The organism is Acinetobacter sp. Lyrl_1 (assembly GCF_051948795.1).
Taxonomy (GTDB): domain Bacteria; phylum Pseudomonadota; class Gammaproteobacteria; order Pseudomonadales; family Moraxellaceae; genus Acinetobacter; species Acinetobacter towneri.
The window spans coordinates 1-1,752 of record NZ_JAYJLK010000089.1; the positions used below are offsets into that span (position 1 = coordinate 1).

Here is a 1,752-nt window from a genome sequence, read left to right on the forward strand (position 1 = left end):
TTTGCATTATCTTTTCTATATCATAAGCCGCGCTATCTAAAGCAACTGTAGCACGCCAAGGCTGTGGCTGGGGTGCCAGCCAATGGGGGCGAACGGTTAATAGACTGACCAGGTGTGCGCCCGCAGAATGTCCCATCAGCACCAAGCGTTTTGAGTCAGCATGCCAATGCGGTGCCTGATTTTGGATATAAATAAGCGCTTGGGCGATATCCTGAGTTTGCTGCTGTACGGTCACATCTGGAACTAATCTATAGTTGATAGACACAAAAATCCAGTTTTGCTTGGTCCAGTAACTCAGCTTATTTTTGACCACAGCAGCATGATTTTTATCACCCATTTTCCAAGCACCGCCATGGACCATCATCATGAGCGGGGCTGGTGTTTGATCTGTGAGTACTTTGGCAGGGAAATAGACATCCATCACTTGTTGAGGATGAGATCCATAAGCCACATTTTTCAAAGTCTGGACTTTGGTAAATGTATTCGGCACCAAAGCATGGAGGGATGTCGATGAATAGAAACAAAGTAGGGAAAAGATTGGCACAAGATTTTTTTTCATTTTAATGATCCTTTAATTTTAAATACTATCAATGTTTATAATTTTTATGATCCACTGATGTATCAACAGTAATAGGTTAATTAATTCATACCTGCTCAAAAAGAGTAGAGAAGTTTGTCGGTGACATTGATCTTTTTGTCTTTTGATTAAAATAATATTACCAACAACGCAGAATCATTAGATTCTGCGTTTTTATGTGAGCTAAAAATTACGTTGCTACGGCTTTGGGCTTTTTACGTCGGATATATAACGTTTTATGCACTTCTGCAATTCGTACACCTGATTCATCGATAATATTGAGCGTATATTGACGTGTCAGAGGCGCATAGTCTTCTGCGATCTGTTTGATTTCCTCGACTTCAGCAGCACTTAGGCGAATATCGGCATAGACTGTACTGCGCCCAGGGGCTAGGAAATGAATCGTCGCAGCTTTATCCCAAACAATATATTTTGAACCCAAGTGATGCATCAGAATGAGCATATAAAATGGATCGACCATGGAATAGAGGCTGCCGCCAAAATGTACGCCGACAATATTTTGATTTTTGCGGGTGAGTGGCATTTTGACACGGACATGGTGGTTGGCTAAATCGATTTGATCAATTTCAATGCCTGCACCCCGATAGGGTGGATAGCGATTTAAAAAGTATTTGGAAACGATAGGAAGTTGCTGTAATTTTTTGATGAGATTCATGTGATATTTCATAGAGCCTAGAGCAGATTGTCTTTTATATTAGTATGAAATTTAAGCAAACCTATGGCATATTTTGTTATTCTCAACAGCAATCGTGTCAATAAAAACCAACAGGATGTTTATGCAAGCGCAAACGCAATGGATTGAAACCTCAGATTATCAACAGCTTTATGTCAAAACTTGGGGGGAAAAAACGGCACCTGCATTGATTTTGCTGCATGGCTATCCAGATAACCAAGAAGTCTGGGAACGAGTGATTGCCGTGTTGGTACAAGATTTTTATGTGGTGAGTTACGATGTACGTGGTGCGGGACAATCCTCCATTCCCAAATCCATTCGTGCCTATAGCTTGGCTCAATTGGCTGCAGATTTAATGGCTGTTGCTAATGCCGTTTTGGGGCAGCGTGCATTTCACTTGGCAGCTCATGACTGGGGTTCAATTCAGTCTTGGGAATCAGTGACGGATCCAGATTTAAAGGGACGAATTTTATCGTATAGT

Annotated in this window: 3 protein-coding genes; 1 reads left to right on the top strand and 2 read right to left on the bottom strand. The window is 41.3% G+C overall.

Translation table 11 applies throughout. The annotated features are described in order from the left end of the window. Both VF675_RS13600 and VF675_RS13605 read right to left on the bottom strand, forming a co-directional pair. A partial coding sequence (locus tag VF675_RS13600) for an alpha/beta hydrolase (RefSeq protein WP_440205379.1) occupies window positions 1–559 on the bottom strand: 559 nt, incomplete at its 3' end. 208 nt (window positions 560–767) lie between these two features. Further along, window positions 768–1,253 (bottom strand): DUF4442 domain-containing protein, encoded by a 486-nt coding sequence (locus tag VF675_RS13605; RefSeq protein WP_440205380.1) that lies wholly within the window; start codon window positions 1,251–1,253, stop codon window positions 768–770. A gap of 121 nt (window positions 1,254–1,374) precedes the next feature. Here VF675_RS13605 and VF675_RS13610 point away from each other — a divergent pair. Further along, window positions 1,375–1,752: alpha/beta fold hydrolase (locus VF675_RS13610; RefSeq protein WP_440205381.1), on the top strand; the 378-nt coding region annotated here is incomplete at its 3' end.

What these genes read in the sequence shown, in the direction of transcription:
- VF675_RS13605 (WP_440205380.1), bottom strand. Translation starts at nt 1,253, where the DNA reads ATGAATCTCATCAAAAAATTACAGCAACTTCCTATCGTTTCCAAATAC.